This is a genomic window from Agrobacterium sp. NPDC089420, from assembly GCF_044900305.1.
Classification (GTDB): domain Bacteria; phylum Pseudomonadota; class Alphaproteobacteria; order Rhizobiales; family Rhizobiaceae; genus Agrobacterium.
The window spans coordinates 94,165-111,242 of record NZ_JBJDMY010000001.1; the positions used below are offsets into that span (position 1 = coordinate 94,165).

Genomic DNA, 17,078 nt, shown 5'->3' on the forward strand with positions numbered 1-17,078 from the left:
TATATCAAAGGCCCGCGTGATGCTCTCACGCGGGCCTTTTCACGTCCGGTGGAACCGGTGGCGTCTACAGAACGGGCGGCGTCTGCGAATCCAGATCGGCAAAGGATGCGGCCGGCACAGGCCCCGCCGTCAGCAGCGTGAAATCATAGCCGGATCGGCGGTCCGGCCCGAGAACATATTGCCGGTGCATGCGCAGGAAATTGCGCTTGTTCTTTTTATAGCGTTCCGACGAAAGCGAATGCTTGAAACGGATCGGCACGATCTTCGGCTGCGGCGCATCGTTGTGGCCGGTCAGCGCCACGGTGTTGCAGCGGTAGAGATGGATCGGATCGGTCAGACACTGGATATCGAACCATGTCACCTCCGGGTGATGCGCAATCGCGCCGATGCTCCTGCGAAGCCGCTCGGCGTTCGACAGGAAGGCGCATTGCAGCGCAGCGCCGCCAAGCGTCGCAAAAGACAGTGTCCGGCCATTCAGCGCATCGGGCTTGACTTCCAGCACCCGGCCGATGACCGCCAGCGCCAGACTGGCGCCCATGCTGTGCGACACCACCAGCACCTCATCCGCGGGCTGCTCCAGCGCCGTCAGGACAAGTGCCGCCCTTTCTTCGATCCAGTCCCGGGCAATCGGCTCATCGCGGCCGACCGCGAGCGCGAACCGCCAGTCCGCATAAAGATGCAGGGTGTGAAACCGCTCCGCAAACGGCAGGAACGCCTTCATGAAAAACAGGGCGGCAGCGGGAAGGCTGACCGCAAAGAGCCAGAGCGGCAAAGCGAAAATTAAGGGCGACGCGGCAATCACCGCAGCAAGCGCGCCGCCGGCAAGCATCAGCAGGAACGGGAAGATGAAGAACAGCCCAAAACGCCAGGCATGGCGGAAATAACGCGCCGCGCCGCCCTCACTGACAATGCCTGCCCCGGCCCGAAAGCCGAGCCAGATCTGCCGCCAGACCGGCGCAGCCCGCAATTCGGAGATGACGGCGTTATGATCGTAGACAAAGATGGCCGAACGCGTCCGCCACTCGCCCGCCGAAGCCTCCACCGAGAATGTCTCCCCGCCCGGCGCATTTTCCAGCGGTCCCACCGCATAATCGACATCCCAGGTCTTGCCGGCCAGCGCCGCAGCGCGCTGGTAACGCAGATGATGGGCGGCCGCGTCGAGCGGATCGAAACCGGGGAAATAAAGAACAAGTCGGGACGTGACGCGCGGCATGCATGAACCTTCGGGCCGGAGCATTTCCGGTAAAAGCGGAATCGCTTTTGCGCCAGGACAATGCGTAAAACACTCTAGAGATACCCGAAAGGATCGCTTGATACAGTGGGCGATGCACGTATAGTAAAAATCGCGACGGAAATATGATTTATTTGTTGGCGAGGGAAATTTGTCTGGCATCGTCGATCAATTGCTCAACGGCGTCGTCAAGGGCGCGCTGTCTGAAATCCTCACCAAGACCGGCATCCGCAAGACGCGGCGGACCCGCCGGACGAAAAGCAACGGTTCGCTGGCCGGCGGCATCGTCGGCTCCGTTCTGGAAGCCGCGATCAATGCCGCCGTCAAACCCAAGCCGGCCAAGAAGCAGGTGAGCAAGAGACGCACCGCCGCGGCACGCAGCAGACAGAGATATCGATGATGCATCGCAAGCCGTTTTTCTGACCTGCCATGCTTTGCAACACAGACGCAGTTTTTTCCGCGCCACGGGTGGAAATCGCGCCGCGACATGTTATCTAGGAACAAACGAAAGCAGCGGCCTTGAACCGCATGTGAAAGGAATAGGCCTATGAGCGGCATTCACGACATGATCGACAGCGAAGTGAAGAGCAACGACATCGTTCTTTTCATGAAGGGCACCCCGCAATTTCCGCAGTGCGGTTTTTCCGGCCAGGTGGTACAGATCCTCGATTATCTCGGCGTCGACTACAAGGGCATCAACGTGCTTGCCGATGCCGATATCCGCCAGGGCATCAAGGACTATTCCAACTGGCCGACCATTCCGCAGCTCTACGTCAAGGGCGAATTCCTCGGCGGCTGTGACATCGTAAGAGAGATGTTCCAGTCCGGCGAGTTGCAGAACCACTTCCAAGAACAGGGTATCAGCGTCCGCGGCGCGGCCTGATTTCGGCCGGTTCATCCGGCCCACCCTGATTGTCAGAAATTTATGCCAGGCGTTGCTTCATGCAACGCCTTTGCCGTTCTTTTTGAGGCAATCCTGTGACAAATCTTTCACAATCCACCGCTTCGCGCGCAGGCTCGATGGGGCGCACGGAATTCATCGCGCTGGCCGCGATGCTGATGGCGCTGAATGCGCTCGCTATCGACATCATGCTGCCTGGCCTTCAGGAAATCGGCGCCTCTCTCGGCGTCGAGAATGAAAACCATCGCCAATACGTGATTTCGGCCTATCTTCTCGGCTTCGGCATCGCCCAGCTTCTCTACGGGCCGATCTCGGACCGTTTCGGCCGCCGCAAGCCGATGCTGGTCGGCCTGGCCATCTATATCATCTCCGCCATCGCCGTGGTCTTCACGCCGTCCTTTGCCGGGCTGCTGTTCCTGCGCTTCGTTCAGGGCATCGGTTCGGCCGCGACACGCGTCATCACCATCTCGATCGTGCGCGACATCTATGGCGGCCGCCAGATGGCGGAAGTCATGTCGCTGATCATGATGGTCTTCATGGTCGTTCCGGTCATCGCGCCCGGTACCGGCCAGATCGTGCTTTTCTTCGGCGACTGGCATCTGATCTTCGCCTTCATGGCTGCCATTGCCGCCGTGGTGACGGCGTGGATGTATTTCCGCCTGCCGGAAACCCTGCATCCGGATGATGTGCGCCCCTTCACCGCCCGTTCGGTCCTCGGCGGCTTCAAGATCGTTCTCACCAACCGTATTGCGCTTTGTTACACGCTCTCCAGCACCTTCATCTTCGGGGCGCTGTTCGGTTTCATCAACTCGGCCGAACAGGTCTATAAGGGCATTTACGGTCTCGGCGCATGGTTTGCGGCGGCCTTTGCCGGCGTGGCGCTCTTCATGGCCTTCTCGTCCTTCATCAATGCAAGGCTGGTCGGCCGGTTCGGCATGCGCAAGCTGTCGCACGGGTCGCTGCTCGGCTTCATCGGCATCACCTTCATCTGGCTGGTGGTGCAGATGCTGGGGCCGGAACCGATGCCCTTTGCCATCTTCATCGTGTTCTTTGCGCTCGCCATGTTCCAGTTCGGCTGGATCGGCTCGAACTTCAACTCCCTCGCCATGGAACCGCTCGGCCATGTCGCCGGCACCGCCTCCTCCGTCATCGGCTTCATGGGAACCGTCGGCGGTTCGCTGATCGGCGCCGGTATCGGCCAGGCCTTCGACGGCACGGCGCTGCCGATGGTGGCCGGCTTCTTCGCCGTCTCCATCATCGGCCTCGTCTTCGTGCTGATCGGCGAAAAGGGCATGCTGTTTCAGGCGCACAACAAGCCGATACGGTAACAGCCATTGGAAAAAAGAAAGGGCGCGGAATTCTGTTCCGCGCCCTTTTGGTTTGACGGTTCACGTCATACGTATTCCGTCACCCCGGACCCGATCCGGGGTCCAGCCAGCCCAAGTCTTTGGGCTGAAAAGAGTCTTTCCGCCGCGCAGACGCGCGGCTACTGGATGCCGGATCTAGTCCGGCATGACGGGAGAAAGCCTTGCCGGCCTGACCAGTCAGCCGCCTCACACCGTAAAAATCTTCTCGCGCAGCAATTCCCATGTCTGCTGATCGGGAGCGAGCAGCAGCCCGCCATCCACATGGCGGGGAAGATAGGGCGAACCGTCGAGACGCGCCGCATAGGCGCCCGATTCCTGCGAGATCAATGTGCCGGCCAGATGGTCCCAGGGCATCAGCTTGTTATACATCAGGAAATGCATGTGGCCGCCGCAGAACAGGCGGTATTCGTGTGCGGCGCAGCGATAGCTGGTGAAGAGCCGCACATCGGCGAGGTTCGTCAAGATCTTGCGCCGGGTCTCGACATCGAAATAGCCGGTATTGGCGATGCCGACCATCTGCGACAGTTCCGGCGCCGGCACCACCGACATCTGCGTCTGCGCGCCATCGGCGCTGCAAAGCCATGCGCCGGAGCCTTTTTCGGCAATCGCCCAGTCATTGCCCATCGGATCGAAGATCAGGCCGGCGACGGTCTCGCCTTTCGAGATGACGCTCATCATCACGCCGAAGAGCGGCAGGCCGGAGGCGAAGTTGTAGGTGCCGTCGATCGGATCGACGACCACGGCCAGATCGGCATCGGCAAGCTTGCCGAGCAGCGAAGCATCCGCCGCCACCGCCTCTTCGCCGATAAACAGCGCCTGCGGCATGATTTCTTCGACACGGGCGCGGATCAGTCGCTCGGCAGCCTCGTCGGCCTCCGTGACGAGGTCGATCGCCTCGGTCTTCATCCGCACATCGCCCTCGCCCAGATTGCGGAACCGCGGCAGGATTTCCACGGCCGCCGCCTCCTGAAGCGCATTGGCGAGAGAGGCGATGTCGAGTTCGAGAGCCATGGGCGATATCCTTCTATTGGAGCATCAAACTTATAAGGCGACGATTTCCCGCCGCAGCATTTTCCAGCTTTCCCTGTCAGGGGCAGACAGGATGCCACCCGCCGTTTGTCCGGGCCGATAAGGCGTATTGTCGAACCGGGCCGTATAACCGCCCGCTTCCTGATGAACGAGCACGCCGGCGAGATGATCCCACGGCATCAGCTTTTCATGGCCGATGAAATGCAGCTTGCCGGCCGAGGCAAGCCAATATTCATGTGCCGAGCAGTTGAGCGACAGCGCCATCTTGATCTTGGCCATATTGGCGGCAATGACCGGCCGGCGATCCTGATGGCTGTGGCCCCAGGAAAAAATGCCGACCATGTCGGACAATGGCGCGGGATCGGCGACCTTGAGCCTGGCCTGCGAGCCGTTCTTGCGGTTGAGATAGGCGCCTTCGCCTTTAAGCGCGACGATGCTGTCGCCCATGACGGGATCGTGGATGATGCCCGCCACCGTTTCACCCTTGACGGTGACCGCGAGCAGCGTGCCGAAAGCGGGAAAACCCGAAGCGTAGTTGAAAGTGCCGTCGATGGGATCGATGACGAAGGCGAGCGGCGCATCGGCAAGGGCGGGAACGACGGACTGATCGGCGTCGTAGGCCTCTTCACCGACGATATGGGCCGCCGGGAACCGCGCGAGCAAAGCAGCGGTGATCGCCTTTTCCGCCAGCACATCGGCCTCGGTGACGAGATCGACGGCGGATGTCTTTTCCGAAATGGCGCCGGCGCTCAAGTTGCGGAAGCGGGGCAGGATGACATCGGTGCCGGCAGCGGCAACGGTGGAAACGAGAAAGTCGATATCTTTGTCGGAAAGGCTCATCGGGCGGGGCACTTCTTCATAAGGGAGAGTGGGCCTCCCTACGCTCTTCAGGTGACGCCCCAGTGACAGAAAGCGCCGAGAAATCGAAAAGCCCGGGGTCGAGCAGATGCGACGGGTTCACATGGGCAAGCGCCCGCAGCATCACATCCTTGCGGCCCGGCATGCGCCGTTCGATATCGGCCAGCATTTCCTTCATGGCGTTGCGCTGAAGCCCGTCCTGCGAGCCGCAAAGGTCGCAAGGAATGATCGGGAATTCCATCGCCGCCGCGAATTTCGCCATGTCCTCCTCGGCGCAATAGGCCAACGGACGCATGACCATCAGGTCGCCCTCGTCATTCAAAAGCTTCGCCGGCATGCCGGCCAGCCGGCCGCCATGGAAGAAATTCATGAAGAAGGTTTCGAGAATATCCTCGCGGTGATGGCCAAGCAGCAGCGCGTCGCAGCCCTCTTCGCGCGCGATGCGGTAGAGATTGCCGCGCCGCAGCCGCGAACAGAGCGAACAGTAGGTGCCGCCGGAAGGCACCTTCTCCTTCACCACCGAATAGGTGTCGCGATATTCGATGCGATGGGCGACGCCGATCTTCGCCAGATATTCCGGCAATACGTGCTTTGGAAAATTCGGCTGGCCCTGATCGAGATTGCAGGCCACCAGCTCCACCGGCAGCAGACCGCGCCATCTGAGATCGAGCAGCAGCGCCAGAAGACCGTAGCTGTCCTTGCCGCCGGAAAGGCCGACAAGCCAGCGCTTCTGGCCCTTCAGCATGCCGAAATCTTCAAAGGCCTGCCGCACATTGCGCAGCAGCCGCTTGCGCAGCTTGTTGAAGGAAACCGAGCGCGGTGCATTGTCGAACAGCGGATGCGAGTTGCCGTTTTCTTCCGGCGGCTCCTGATCGGCCCCGACCTTGTCCGCGATATCATCGATCCTGGTGAGAATGTTCATCATCCGCTCGCTCCGGCACGACTGCCGTTCTTCATGCAGGCAATGCCCCCATCCGCCGGCAAGATCAAGCCCCGAATACCGACCAGCCGGTTTTCGTCGCCAGCAATTCCAGCGCCTGTGACCCGAGCGCCGAATTGCCGACCTTGTTGAGCCCCGGCGACCAGACGGCAATCGACGCAGTGCCCGGCGCCACCGCCATGATGCCGCCGCCGACGCCGCTCTTGCCCGGCAGGCCGACATGATAGGCGAAATCACCCGATCCGTCATAGTGGCCGCAGGTCAGCATCAGCGCATTGATGCGCCGTGCGCGGCGGTCCGACACAACCGTATGCCCCGTCAGCGGATTGCGGCCGCGATTGGCCAGAAACAGTCCGGCGCGGGAAAGCTGCGCGCAGGTCATGGAAAGCGCGCACTGATGGAAATAGACGCCAAGCGTATATTCGACGGGATGGTGCACATTGCCGAAGGAACGCATGAAATTGGCAAGCGCGAAATTGCGAAACCCCGTCGCCTGTTCGGATTTCGCCACCGTATCGTCAATGCTGATCGTGTCGTCGTCCGCAAGATAACGAACGAAGCGCAGAAGTTCGCCGATCGCCTCGCGCGGCTGGTGGCCGGCAAGCACGATGTCGGTCACCACGATCGCGCCGGCATTGACGAAGGGATTGCGCGGGATTCCGTGTTCATGCTCCAGCTGGACGATCGAATTGAAGGAAGAGCCTGAAGGTTCGCGCCCCACCCGGTTCCACACCGTTTCCCCCGCCTTGCCAAGCGCCAGCGTCAGCATGAAGACCTTGGAGATGCTCTGGATCGAAAACGGCGTGAGCGCGTCACCGGCCGTATAGGTCGTGCCGTCGACGGTGGTGATGGCGATGCCGAACTGATTGGGATCAACCTTGGCGAGCTCGGGAATGTAATCCGCGACCTTCCCCTCACCGAGCCTCGGCACCATGCTGTCATAGATGGAATCGACGATCGCCTGAATGTCCTGCATGCAAAGCCTTCCCCCGGCAAACAAAAAAGCCGCCCCGAAGGGCGGCTTTCTGAATACTGAAACGCGTCGATTAACGCGAGTAGAATTCGACGACCAGATGCGGTTCCATGACGACCGGGTACGGAACGTCGGAGAGAGCCGGAACGCGGGCGTAGGTCGCAACCATCTTGTTGTGGTCAACTTCGATGTAGTCCGGAACGTCGCGCTCTGCGAGCTGAACGGCTTCCAGAACGGTGACGAGCTGCTTGGACTTCTGGCGAACTTCGATGACGTCGCCCGGCTTGCAGCGGTAGGAACCGATGTTGACGCGAACGCCGTTAACCGTGACGTGGCCATGGTTGATGAACTGGCGCGATGCGAAAACGGTCGGAACGAACTTTGCGCGGTAGACGATGGCGTCCAGACGCGACTCGAGCAGGCCGATCAGGTTTTCGGAGGTGTCACCCTTGCGACGGTTTGCTTCGTCGAAGGTGGCGCGGAACTGCTTTTCGCGCAGTTCGCCGTAATAGCCCTTGAGCTTCTGCTTGGCGCGCAGCTGCGTGCCGAAGTCGCTCATCTTGCCCTTGCGGCGCTGGCCGTGCTGGCCCGGGCCGTATTCGCGGCGGTTGACCGGGGACTTCGGACGGCCCCAGATGTTTTCGCCCATGCGGCGGTCGATTTTATACTTGGCCGATTCGCGCTTGCTCATCGTATTTCCTTCTCAAAAGGTTATGCCGGTCTGTCGCCAAACCGGTTCAAGGAAACACGCCCTCCTCTGAAGCCCGTTTCAGGACCTCTGACAGGCTTCTCACATGCGAATGGAGAAGCCACGGGACATGTCGGTGATGTTGACCGCCGAACGTCAGCTTATAAACTGCAGGGCAGTCAACGAAACACACCGGACATCACTGCCCGGCGTTGGGGCGGCTTCTACAGAGCTTTCACGGTTTTGTCAAACAAGGGCCAGCTGTTTTTTTCCGAACCGCCCCTTGAACCAGTTTCGACCTTCCCCATTTATCTTCCGTGATCAGGACTCGGGCCCCTCTGACGTGTTACCGGACAACACGTGATGTCGAGTCTCTTAAGGTTGGGGCCACGTATATTCTTGACACACGTTCCCCATCCGCAAAGCCAACCTCGTCCGGCTAAAGGTTGACTGATGGAGTTCCTCCTCAACGATTTTCTCGGCACCCCCACCTGGATGTGGGCGGTCTTCATTTCTCTCGTCCTTGGCCTTTTGGCGCTCGATCTTGGCGTGCTGCACAAGAACTCCAAGGAAATCGGCATTCGTGAAAGCCTGCTGATGTCGGGCTTTTACATCGCCATCGGCTTGGCCTTCGGCGGCTGGATCTGGTATCAGTCCGGCCAGCAGTCGGCGATGGAATATGTCACCGGCTTCGTGGTCGAAAAAAGCCTGGCGATGGACAATATCTTCATCATCGCCATGATCTTCTCCTATTTCGCCATTCCCCGCCAATATCAGCACCGTGTGCTGCTGTGGGGTATCCTCGGCGTCATCATCCTGCGCGGCATCATGATCGCCGGCGGTGCTGCCATCGTCGAAAACTTCCACTGGGTGCTGTATCTCTTCGCGGCCTTCCTGGTCTTCACGGGTCTCAAGATGCTGTTCTCGTCCGACCATGACGAGTCCGACATCGGCAACAACCGCATCCTGAAATTCCTGCGCAGCCGCCTGCCGGTGACGGAGAAGCTGCATGGCGAGAAGTTCTTCGTCAAGGAAACGGATGCGACTACCGGCAAGCTCAAGACCTTCGTGACGCCGCTTTTCCTGGCGCTCATCATGGTCGAAATCGCCGACCTGATCTTCGCGGTCGATTCAATCCCGGCGATCTTCGCGATCACCACCGATCCGTTTATCGTCTACACCTCGAACATCTTCGCGATCCTCGGCCTGCGTGCCCTCTATTTCGCGCTCGCCGCCCTGATCCACCGCTTCGCTTATCTGAAATATGCGCTGGCTGCGGTTCTGGTCTTCGTCGGTTCGAAAATCTTCGTCGCCGACATGCTCGGCATCGCCAAGATCCCGCCCGCCGTCTCACTCGGCGTCACGGTCGCCATCCTCGCAACCGGCATCATTGGTTCGCTGATCGCGACGCGGAAAGAAGTGAAGGCAGTCGAAGAATGATGAACAAGGAGGAGGCGGTGACGCCTCCTCCTTCTTTTTTTTATAGTGAAAATATAAACTTCGTACTATTGCTGCCGAGACGAAAATCTATTTGCTCCAATATAGAAACTCATTGCGTTAAAATGACCTTTGAACCCGTAGATCAGGCCATTTCCGAACAGAAATTCTGGCGCGCGAAGGAAATCCTTCAAGGCAGGCTTAGCCATCCTGAAGTCAATCTGGCGCTCTTTCAAAAATATGGCGAAGTGCTGCTTGAGATGAATGATCTCATCGAAGCGGGGCGTATGTTGTTCTGCTCGGGCGCAAGGGACGAGCGCTTCCGGGAAGCGATTGATATCTTCCTCTCAAGAAATGACAGGCGCGAACCGCAACGCTTTCTGGCGCGGTTGCCCTCTTCCATGAGACGGCAACGGCATCTGGCGGAGTTTATCGCTTCGCCGGAATTCGAACGCAGCGGATGGACCGCGGCGCAGCTCTCCCACATTGTTCCAATACAAATGGATATCGGCGCTCGTCCCTATCAACGGTCGCATCGCATGACCTCGATATTGGTGATCGTCTCTTTGGTTTGCGTCCTGGCCCTCAGCCTTGTCGGCCTCTACACGACAATCGGCTCCGCAATGCGGCTTTTTGCAGAATAGCGATTACTCCGCCGCAAGCCTTGCATCATCCTCAGCCGCATCCGCATCGCCGGGTGCGGTTTTCGCGTCAAGATCGGGAAACGCCACGATGCGCTTGCCGGAGAAATCGGCATGCACCACCACGAGCTCCTTCTCTTCGAAATAACCGAGCAGACGCCGCGCGCGGCGGGCGGAATGGGTGCCATAGGCGCGGGCAATGCGGGCATCTGACGGGCAAGGCTCTTCACTCAGCGCCGCCTTGACGAGCAGCAGGAAGACCCCCTGCAGATCGTCGGAAACCGACATGGACAATTCCAGCGCCTTTTCCCAGCCTTCGCTCGCCGCCATCGCCGCATCCACGCCGGAACGGGCGATCGCCACCTGCCGGCGGAATTCCGCCAGCGCCATCGGCGTGCCGGGAATGCGACGCATACGGGCGCGCACCAGAAAATCCTGATAAAGCACGGCGTCCGTGCGATAGGCCGATTGCGGATCGTCGAGAATTTCGACCAGAACCGCGCCGATTTTCTCCTCACGCTCCTCCGGCGTCATCTCCGGCTGACCTGCACGCGGCGACTGCTCGGGTGACGGGCCAACGGCAGCAGGCGTTGAACGGGAGAGTTCGGCCAGAATATCGGTGGTCGGACGTGGTGCCGGCGGCGTGCGGCGCATAGCGGGTCGCGTGAACTCCTCCGGATCCGGCGTGAAGATCAGGTCTTCTACATCCTGTGGTGCATCCGGCAGCGGCATCAGCTTTGGCGAAGATGAGCGCGCCGAGGTTTCCACCGGGCCAATCACGATGGGCAGCGGACGGCGCGACAGCGCCGGCCCGAGCGCCACGAAATTGCCGCGCTGCAGGTCGCGGAACATTTCCGCCTGCCGCCGGTCCATGCCGAGCAGATCGGCAGCACGCGCCATGTCGATATCGAGGAAGGTACGGCCCATCAGGAAGTTCGAAGCTTCCGCCGCCACGTTCTTGGCGAGCTTCGCCAGACGCTGCGTGGCGATGACGCCGGCAAGGCCGCGCTTGCGCCCACGGCACATCAGATTGGTCATGGCGCCCAGCGACGCCTTGCGCGCATCTTCCGTCACCTCGCCGCCGACGGAGGGCGCAAACATCTGCGCCTCATCCACCACGACAAGCACCGGATACCAGAATTCGCGATCCGCATCGAACATGCCGTTGAGGAAGGCGGCCGCAGCCCGCATCTGCTGCTCGATATCGAGACCTTCGAGTGTCAACACGCAGGAAACGCGGTGCTGGCGAATGCGGTTGGCAATGCCGGCAAGCTCCGCCTCGGTCCGCTCGCCATCCACCACCACATGGCCGAACTTGTCGGAGAGCGTGACGAAATCGCCCTCGGGATCGATGATGACCTGCTGCACCCATTGCGCCGATTGCTCCAGCAGCCTGCGCAAAAGATGCGACTTGCCGGAACCGGAGTTGCCCTGCACCAGAAGACGTGTCGCAAGCAATTCCTCGATATCGAGCTTGGCCTGCTGTCCGCCCGATAGGGTTCCCATGTCGATGCCGACCTGCAATGTTCCGTTCCTCGTATTGCATCCGATAGGGCCGATTCCCCCACGGGCGGCCGAACATGCTCTTTACCAAAAAATCGGGGATTGCGTCTGGAACATCCCGATAATGCACAGGCAATTACGCCGCAGCTAGGCAGCCCCGGACGAAATTCGCGAAAACGCAAACCGTCTGCCGAACACGTTCAGCACCAGCCCCAGAATAACCAGCCCACCGCCCAGCACTTCAAGGATGGTTATGTGTTCCGCAAAAGCGAGATAGGCGCTGACGAAACCGACCACCGGCACCAGCAGCGAAAAGGGCGCAACCGTTCCGGCCGGATAACGCAAAAGCAGATAGCTCCAGATACCGGCCCCGACGATGGTGGCGCCATAGGCCATGTAGATCACCACGAAAGCCGTCATCGGCGTCGCATTGACCAGCCCCTCGACAATCGCGCCCGGCCCCTCCACGACGAGCGACAATGCCGCAAGCGGCAGAACCGGGACCAGGCTCGTCCACGCCACGAAGGAAACGGCATTCACCTGGCCGACCCGGCGGTTGACGATATTGCCGAAAGCCCAGGCGATCGCCGAGCCTATGCACATCAACAGCGGCATGAAAGCAGCCATCGTCATGCGCTCTATCCCGATCACCGCAAGTCCGCCAAAGGCGATGACCGCGCCCGCGATCTGCGAAGGCAGAGGCCGCTCACCGAGAAACAGCACGGCAAGCGCGAGCGTGAAGAAGGCCTGCGACTGTATCACCAGCGAAGCGAGTCCGGCGGGCAGGCCGAGCTTGATGGCCGGATAAAGCAGGCCGAACTGCACGAAGCCCATGGCCATGCCGTAAACGATCATATGCCGCCACGGCACATTCGGTTTCGGCAAGAAGAACACCAGCGGCACGGCCGCGCACAGATAACGCAGCGCCGTCAGGAACAGGGGCGGCATGTCGGTGACGCCGATCTTGATGACAACGAAGTTGAAGCCCCACAAAAACACGGTGATCAGGGCAAGGAGAATATGCGGCAGCGCCATTTGTTATGTCCGGTATTTGGCCGTCAGCGAAAACCTTACGGCGCAACCGCCCTCTTCCAGCCAAAGGCAACAAGACCGGCGCCGATCAGGAGACCACCGCCCGTGCGGTTGACGATGCGCTGAACCTTCGGCTTGCGGATCGTATTGCGGGCGGCACTTGCCAGAAGTCCATAAAGGGCCGCGTTCACGCTGGCAAGCACCAGGAACGTCACCTCGAAAATCAGCACCTGTGGCCAGAAGGGCAATGTCGGCACCAGAAACTGCGGCAGGAAGGCCACGAAGAACACGATGCTTTTCGGATTGAGCGCCGTGACGACATAGGCGTGCAGGAAGATCTTGAGCGGACGCTCCCGGCCGGTCACGCCCGTGCCTTCCGCCGCTTCGCCAACCGGCGAACGCCACAGCTTGATGCCGAGATAGATCAGATAAGCCGCACCGATCCATTTAAGGCCAGTGAAAAGGGCAGCCGACGCCGCAAGCAGCGCCCCAAGCCCCAGCATGGAGGCGGTCATCGCGGTAAAATCGCCCAGCGCGACACCCGTTACCGTCGCCGTGCTCGCCTTGCGGCCATGACCCAACGCGTAGGAAATCACCAGCAGGATCGTCGGTCCCGGAATGGCGAGCATGATGGCGGATGCGGCCACGAAGGCCAGCCAGTTCTCCAGCGGCATGAGGAGTCTCCCTTGTCCGATGTGCCGAGCAAGCCATGGAAATATTATTCTGGCAAGAGCTCCGTTTCCGCTCCGGCAAGACGCGTAAGCGCCGCCTCTTCGAACCGAAGGAAAACACTCTCCACTTCCTTCGCGCCGACGCGGCCATAAAATCGTTGCGCGCCGATATTGTCCCTACCCGTGGTGAAATCGAGACGCGAACCGCGCCGCTCAACAACACATTTCGCCGCCTTGCGGATCAGCTCTTCCCCGACGCCACGGCCCCTCGCCCACTCGGCGACGTAAAGCTCCTTCATGAACCACGCCGGCCGTAACGCCACTCCCGGAAACATCTCAAACATCGAGAGAATACCCAGAGCGCGCCCATCAAAAGCCGCAAGCATAATGCCCTGCCCAGATTGAAGATATCCGTCCAAACGAACGCGGACCGTCTTCTCATCAATCGCATCCGCGCCCTCGTAGTGCCGCTCCATGTCCACGAACACCGGGCAAAGCAGCTCCATATCGGCCACTGTAACTTTTCGTATCTGCATGAAACTTCGCTCCAAAAACCAGGACGAAAGCATAAGATCACAACGGTTTCGTAAAACCGATGGACAGCTTCGCCGGGAGTGATCGGCCCGGCGAAGCGCAATTGGCCCGATCAGAACCGCGGCGCCCATGGCGGTGCCGGCAAGTCCCTGCGCCGCTTCACTTGCGATGGTTCGAGGCCGATATCGATCAGAAGACGTTCCGGCAGATCGGCAGGATCGGTCGGCGGTGGACGTGGCACCAGTGCGGCCACGAGAACCGCTTTCAGGGTTTTCCAGACGCCGAATGTGACGAACAGGCGGTCCACCGCATCCGGCAGCGTAAATGCTACCAGTGGTTGATCATTTTGCATGGGGAATCCATCCCGGCGCGGCGAAGCGGCCAGGTCCTTTATCGATGAAAAACGACAAGCCGGAACGACGGGCGCAGCAACGGGGCCACGCGGACGCACAATTCAGATGTCGAACGAAGTGAAAATGCCAAACGGCAGGGAAATCAGGCCATAAGCCTTATCGGAGGGAGATGCCTCGCATCGCATAACCGCCGATAAAGATGCCGGAAAAGCCGGACATGCCGTTAAGGCGCATATTCATGTCATTGGTCATTCCACGCCTCCATTTCGTGCGGTTACAGACACGGAGCATCTTACACAGGAAAACCGGTGCGACAAGGGGCCGCAATCTCGAATTGCAAAAGACCGGCAGGCAAGATGCAAAAATACAACAGTTTTCGGGGACAGAGAACTCAGGCCGCCGAAGCGCTGAGACCGAAGCCCTGCATCAGCCGCCGCGTGGCGAAATCCGGCTTGCCGGAGGTAAAGACGGCAAAGTCGAAACCATCGGGATGTTCGGCATCCTGCGGCAACGGCACCAGATGGCGGGCACGCCGGGCAATCGCCTCGGCGGGGTCGAGCCAGTCCACCGGCCATGGCGCCAGCCTGCGGAACAGATTGGCCATGAAGGGATAATGGGTGCAGGCCAGCACGATGATATCGGTGCGTTTGCCGTCGCTCTCGATGAAGCAGGGTTCGATTTCGGCCAGAACCGCCTCATCCGGAACCGGCTCTCCCCTGATCCAGCTTTCCGCCATGCGCGCCAGATTTTCCGAGCCGACGAGACGCACATGGCACTGGGTGGCGAAGGACTGGATGAGATCGCGCGTATAGGCGCGCCTGACGGTGCCGGGCGTTGCCAGCACCGAGACGAGGCCGGAACGGGTACGTTCGGCGGCCGGCTTGATCGCGGGCACGGTGCCGATGAAGGTCATCTGCGGAAACCGGGCGCGAAGATCGGCGCCAGCCAGCGTGAAGGCGGTGTTGCAGGCGATGATGCAGACTTCCGGGCTGTAATCCTGCAGCAATTTCTCGAAAAGCGCCAGAATGCGCGTCTTCAGCGCCTCTTCCTCCCAGCCGCCATAGGGAAAACCCGCATCGTCGGCCACGTAGATGAAACCGCGCTCGGGCATTAGCACCCGCGCCTCGCGCAGCACGGTCAGCCCGCCAATGCCGGAATCGAACACCAGCACCGGTTTCAGCACATCGGCCGCCGCCTCACTCGTCTTCAGCATTCTCCCCTGCTCCCTCGGCCGACGGCCCCGCTGCCCGGCCCGCCTGCTTCGGCCATTGCCGGGGAAAGCGGTCGAGCGAATTGATCACGCCGCGGAAAACACTGATTTCCTGTTCGGAAAACCCGCGCCGCGACAGCACGGCGCGCAGATTGTCGACCATTTTCGGCTTTTTTTCAGCCGGATGGAAATAACCGCGCGCGTCCAGCGCCTCCTCGATATGTTCGAACAGGCCGAAAACCTGTTCCTTGGTCGAAGGCCGCTGCTCGACGGACTGGAAAAGCGTCTCGCCCAGATCGTCCATGCCGGATTTCATCCATTCATAGGACATCAGCAGCACGGCCTGCGCAATGTTCAGCGAGGCAAAAGCGGGGTTGACCGGGAAGGTCACGATCTCGTCGGCCAGCGCCACTTCCTCGTTCGTCAGCCCCCAGCGCTCGCGCCCGAACAGGATGCCGGTTCTTTCGCCCGCCTTGAATTTCGCGCGAAGCGTATCGGCGGCGGTGACAGGCGCCCGCACCGGCTTGAAGCCGTAACGCTCGCGCGCGGTCGTGGCATAAACGAAGTTGAGATCCTTTATCGCCTCTTCCAGCGTCTCGAACACCTTGGTGGCGTCGATGACGTGATCGGCCTTGGAGGCGGCGGCGCGCGCCTTTTCGCTCGGCCAGCCGTCGCGCGGGTTGACGAGGCGCAATTCGGCAAGGCCGAAATTGGCCATGGCCCGCGCCACCATGCCGATATTTTCGCCGAGCTGCGGTTCGACCAGAATGATCGCCGGGCCTTCCGCCAGAAGTTCAAGCTCGCTATTTGTGCCTGCCATCGTTGTTTGTCCGTTTTCTGAAGCGCGACATCGATTTTTGAACCGATGCCCTTAAAGCGCGCCTCACTGGCACAGATCGGCGCTAAAATCAAAGTCGGAGCGGGCGAATGCGGCGCCTTGAGACGGATGCCAACTCCTCAGTCTTACTCCACTTCATCCTCGAGCTTGACCCGAGGATCCACAACCCGTTGAAATCAATGGATCCTTCAGGTCAAGCCCGAGGATGACGCGCAGTGTGGCGAAAACCTTGGCACTCTCGTCTCACCAAAACCCTGCTGTCACTCACCCTTGATGATCGTCGCCATCTCCTCACGCAGCGAATCCCTGCCCTCATCGCCGACCCGATGAATATCGCTGATGACCGGCCGGCCGTCTTCCTCGATGACGTCGAAATGCACCTCGTCGACGGTCGCCTTCATCTCCGCCTCGTCCATGCAGGCCCAGAGCTTGAATTTCGCCGTCACATCGGTCACGCCGTCCTTCGCAGCGCCCGGCGTCACCGACACCTCCTCGAGCGGGCAGCCATCCTGCGAATTCGTCACGACATCGTAACCGAAGGGATCGCCGGTCTCGCCGCTCTCCGCCTCGTAAGCCGGCTTCTTGGACGCTTCGCGATACTGGGCGACGAAATCCTTGCTGAACAGGCTGGTCAGCATGTCCTCATCGAAAATATATTTCCAGTTCTCGGCATCGCCGGACCAGTTCTTGACGGTGATGTCCATCACCTTCTGGACGGGATCGGCAGGCCCCGCCGCAAGGGCGCTGTGCGAAAAGAGGACGGCGGCAGTCAGAAGCAGAATTTTCCGCATGATGTGATCCCGGGATAGGCCCGATAAGCGGGCGAAGCGATTCGCCTGACTGTATTCCGGCATTGCGGTTTGGCAATGCGC

19 protein-coding genes are annotated in these 17,078 nt (G+C 60.3%); 5 read left to right on the forward strand and 14 right to left on the reverse strand.

The genetic code is table 11. The annotated features are described in order from the left end of the window. Nucleotides 1–64: 64 nt before the first annotated feature. Nucleotides 65–1,213: a hypothetical protein gene (locus ACI2KA_RS00450; protein WP_404498260.1), complete on the reverse strand. Its 1,149-nt coding sequence runs from the start codon at nt 1,211–1,213 to the stop codon at nt 65–67. A gap of 169 nt (nt 1,214–1,382) precedes the next feature. On the opposite strand from ACI2KA_RS00450, the gene ACI2KA_RS00455 reads away from it, so the two are divergent. From ACI2KA_RS00455 to ACI2KA_RS00465, 3 genes are all read left to right on the forward strand, one after another. Continuing rightward, the gene (locus ACI2KA_RS00455) at nt 1,383–1,631 is read left to right on the forward strand and encodes a hypothetical protein (RefSeq protein WP_404498262.1); all 249 of its coding nucleotides are present in this window, start codon (nt 1,383–1,385) and stop codon (nt 1,629–1,631) included. 147 nt (nt 1,632–1,778) lie between these two features. Then, complete coding sequence (gene grxD / locus ACI2KA_RS00460; RefSeq protein WP_404498264.1) at nt 1,779–2,114, forward strand: Grx4 family monothiol glutaredoxin; 336 nt, start codon at nt 1,779–1,781, stop codon at nt 2,112–2,114. Nucleotides 2,115–2,251: 137 nt separating this feature from the next. Continuing rightward, on the forward strand, nt 2,252–3,460 hold the full coding sequence (locus ACI2KA_RS00465; RefSeq protein ID WP_404498914.1) for a multidrug effflux MFS transporter: 1,209 nt from the start codon (nt 2,252–2,254) through the stop codon (nt 3,458–3,460). Nucleotides 3,461–3,685: 225 nt separating this feature from the next. On the opposite strand, the gene ACI2KA_RS00470 is transcribed toward ACI2KA_RS00465, so the two are convergent. The 5 genes from ACI2KA_RS00470 to rpsD all read right to left on the reverse strand — a co-directional run bounded on the left by ACI2KA_RS00470 (nt 3,686) and on the right by rpsD (nt 7,990). After that, entirely contained in the window at nt 3,686–4,510 is an 825-nt protein-coding gene (locus ACI2KA_RS00470) for an inositol monophosphatase family protein (RefSeq protein WP_404498266.1), read from the reverse strand. Between the two features lie 30 nt (nt 4,511–4,540). Continuing rightward, on the reverse strand, nt 4,541–5,368 hold the full coding sequence (locus ACI2KA_RS00475; protein WP_404498268.1) for an inositol monophosphatase family protein: 828 nt from the start codon (nt 5,366–5,368) through the stop codon (nt 4,541–4,543). A 16-nt stretch (nt 5,369–5,384) separates the two neighbouring features. Further along, nucleotides 5,385–6,311, reverse strand: a complete 927-nt coding sequence (gene ttcA, locus ACI2KA_RS00480) for a tRNA 2-thiocytidine(32) synthetase TtcA (RefSeq protein WP_404498270.1) — start codon at nt 6,309–6,311, stop codon at nt 5,385–5,387. A gap of 61 nt (nt 6,312–6,372) precedes the next feature. Continuing rightward, nucleotides 6,373–7,302, reverse strand: a complete 930-nt coding sequence (locus ACI2KA_RS00485; protein WP_404498271.1) for a glutaminase — start codon at nt 7,300–7,302, stop codon at nt 6,373–6,375. A 70-nt stretch (nt 7,303–7,372) separates the two neighbouring features. Then, nucleotides 7,373–7,990, reverse strand: a complete 618-nt coding sequence (gene rpsD / locus ACI2KA_RS00490) for a 30S ribosomal protein S4 (protein WP_003520423.1) — start codon at nt 7,988–7,990, stop codon at nt 7,373–7,375. 450 nt (nt 7,991–8,440) lie between these two features. Between rpsD and ACI2KA_RS00495 the strand changes: the two genes are divergently transcribed. Then, nucleotides 8,441–9,427: a TerC family protein gene (locus ACI2KA_RS00495; protein WP_404498273.1), complete on the forward strand. Its 987-nt coding sequence runs from the start codon at nt 8,441–8,443 to the stop codon at nt 9,425–9,427. After that, the gene (locus tag ACI2KA_RS00500) at nt 9,424–10,068 is read left to right on the forward strand and encodes a hypothetical protein (protein ID WP_404498275.1); all 645 of its coding nucleotides are present in this window, start codon (nt 9,424–9,426) and stop codon (nt 10,066–10,068) included. The genes ACI2KA_RS00495 and ACI2KA_RS00500 overlap by 4 nt, the downstream gene beginning before the upstream one ends. A 3-nt stretch (nt 10,069–10,071) precedes the next feature. On the opposite strand, the gene ACI2KA_RS00505 is transcribed toward ACI2KA_RS00500, so the two are convergent. The 8 genes from ACI2KA_RS00505 to ACI2KA_RS00540 form a co-directional block, all read right to left on the reverse strand. Next, a complete protein-coding gene (locus ACI2KA_RS00505; protein ID WP_404498277.1) occupies nt 10,072–11,589 on the reverse strand; it encodes a helicase HerA domain-containing protein in 1,518 nt (505 codons plus the stop codon). Between the two features lie 126 nt (nt 11,590–11,715). Further along, nucleotides 11,716–12,603, reverse strand: a complete 888-nt coding sequence (locus ACI2KA_RS00510; protein WP_404498279.1) for an EamA family transporter — start codon at nt 12,601–12,603, stop codon at nt 11,716–11,718. A 35-nt stretch (nt 12,604–12,638) separates the two neighbouring features. Further along, nucleotides 12,639–13,274, reverse strand: a complete 636-nt coding sequence (locus ACI2KA_RS00515; protein WP_404498281.1) for a LysE family translocator — start codon at nt 13,272–13,274, stop codon at nt 12,639–12,641. A gap of 44 nt (nt 13,275–13,318) precedes the next feature. Further along, complete coding sequence (locus tag ACI2KA_RS00520; RefSeq protein WP_404498283.1) at nt 13,319–13,807, reverse strand: GNAT family N-acetyltransferase; 489 nt, start codon at nt 13,805–13,807, stop codon at nt 13,319–13,321. A 110-nt stretch (nt 13,808–13,917) separates the two neighbouring features. Then, nucleotides 13,918–14,157, reverse strand: coding sequence for a hypothetical protein (locus tag ACI2KA_RS00525; protein ID WP_404498285.1), 240 nt, complete (start codon nt 14,155–14,157; stop codon nt 13,918–13,920). Nucleotides 14,158–14,549: 392 nt separating this feature from the next. Next, entirely contained in the window at nt 14,550–15,371 is an 822-nt protein-coding gene (gene murI / locus ACI2KA_RS00530; RefSeq protein ID WP_404498287.1) for a glutamate racemase, read from the reverse strand. After that, on the reverse strand, nt 15,355–16,188 hold the full coding sequence (locus ACI2KA_RS00535; RefSeq protein WP_404498289.1) for an RNA methyltransferase: 834 nt from the start codon (nt 16,186–16,188) through the stop codon (nt 15,355–15,357). Before ACI2KA_RS00535 ends, murI begins: the two co-directional genes overlap by 17 nt. A gap of 278 nt (nt 16,189–16,466) precedes the next feature. After that, on the reverse strand, nt 16,467–16,997 hold the full coding sequence (locus tag ACI2KA_RS00540) for a hypothetical protein (protein ID WP_404498291.1): 531 nt from the start codon (nt 16,995–16,997) through the stop codon (nt 16,467–16,469). Between the last annotated feature and the right edge of the window lie 81 nt (nt 16,998–17,078).

Coding starts and splice junctions, on each gene's coding strand:
- ACI2KA_RS00495 (WP_404498273.1), top strand. CDS start 8,441: ATGGAGTTCCTCCTCAACGATTTTCTCGGCACCCCCACCTGGATGTGG.
- rpsD (WP_003520423.1), bottom strand. CDS start 7,990: ATGAGCAAGCGCGAATCGGCCAAGTATAAAATCGACCGCCGCATGGGC.
- ACI2KA_RS00500 (WP_404498275.1), top strand. CDS start 9,424: ATGATGAACAAGGAGGAGGCGGTGACGCCTCCTCCTTCTTTTTTTTAT.
- murI (WP_404498287.1), bottom strand. CDS start 15,371: ATGCTGAAGACGAGTGAGGCGGCGGCCGATGTGCTGAAACCGGTGCTG.
- ACI2KA_RS00520 (WP_404498283.1), bottom strand. CDS start 13,807: ATGCAGATACGAAAAGTTACAGTGGCCGATATGGAGCTGCTTTGCCCG.
- grxD (WP_404498264.1), top strand. CDS start 1,779: ATGAGCGGCATTCACGACATGATCGACAGCGAAGTGAAGAGCAACGAC.
- ACI2KA_RS00485 (WP_404498271.1), bottom strand. CDS start 7,302: ATGCAGGACATTCAGGCGATCGTCGATTCCATCTATGACAGCATGGTG.
- ACI2KA_RS00475 (WP_404498268.1), bottom strand. CDS start 5,368: ATGAGCCTTTCCGACAAAGATATCGACTTTCTCGTTTCCACCGTTGCC.
- ACI2KA_RS00510 (WP_404498279.1), bottom strand. CDS start 12,603: ATGGCGCTGCCGCATATTCTCCTTGCCCTGATCACCGTGTTTTTGTGG.
- ACI2KA_RS00525 (WP_404498285.1), bottom strand. CDS start 14,157: ATGCAAAATGATCAACCACTGGTAGCATTTACGCTGCCGGATGCGGTG.
- ACI2KA_RS00470 (WP_404498266.1), bottom strand. CDS start 4,510: ATGGCTCTCGAACTCGACATCGCCTCTCTCGCCAATGCGCTTCAGGAG.
- ACI2KA_RS00540 (WP_404498291.1), bottom strand. CDS start 16,997: ATGCGGAAAATTCTGCTTCTGACTGCCGCCGTCCTCTTTTCGCACAGC.
- ACI2KA_RS00465 (WP_404498914.1), top strand. CDS start 2,252: ATGGGGCGCACGGAATTCATCGCGCTGGCCGCGATGCTGATGGCGCTG.
- ACI2KA_RS00515 (WP_404498281.1), bottom strand. CDS start 13,274: ATGCCGCTGGAGAACTGGCTGGCCTTCGTGGCCGCATCCGCCATCATG.
- ttcA (WP_404498270.1), bottom strand. CDS start 6,311: ATGATGAACATTCTCACCAGGATCGATGATATCGCGGACAAGGTCGGG.
- ACI2KA_RS00450 (WP_404498260.1), bottom strand. CDS start 1,213: ATGCCGCGCGTCACGTCCCGACTTGTTCTTTATTTCCCCGGTTTCGAT.
- ACI2KA_RS00535 (WP_404498289.1), bottom strand. CDS start 16,188: ATGGCAGGCACAAATAGCGAGCTTGAACTTCTGGCGGAAGGCCCGGCG.